The sequence below is a fragment of the Variovorax sp. 10N420 genome (genome assembly GCF_056394705.1).
Window position 1 is genome coordinate 1 of the sequence record NZ_JBFTIJ010000056.1, and the last position, 303, is coordinate 303.

The 303-nt window shown below is 66.0% G+C and carries 1 protein-coding gene; it reads right to left on the bottom strand.

Going from position 1 to position 303, the window contains the following annotated elements:
• On the bottom strand, positions 1-303 hold a 303-nt coding region (locus AC1DEK_RS30190), incomplete at both ends, for a methyl-accepting chemotaxis protein (RefSeq protein ID WP_478128999.1).

Below are 303 nucleotides of genomic sequence, written 5' to 3' on the forward strand. Positions count from 1 at the left end.
GCCCACCAGCGCGCTGCCCGCATCGACCTTGCCCACCGAGTCATCGATGAGGCCCTTGATTTCCTTCGCCGCCGCTGCCGAGCGCTGTGCAAGGCTTCGCACTTCAGAGGCCACCACGGCAAAGCCGCGGCCCTGCTCGCCGGCGCGCGCGGCTTCCACCGCCGCGTTCAGTGCAAGGATGTTGGTCTGGAACGCGATGCCATCGATCACGCCGATGATGTCCACGATCTTCCTGGACGATGCGTTGATCGAAGCCATCGTGTCCACCACCTGGCTGACCACGCTGCCGCCCTTGACCGCGAC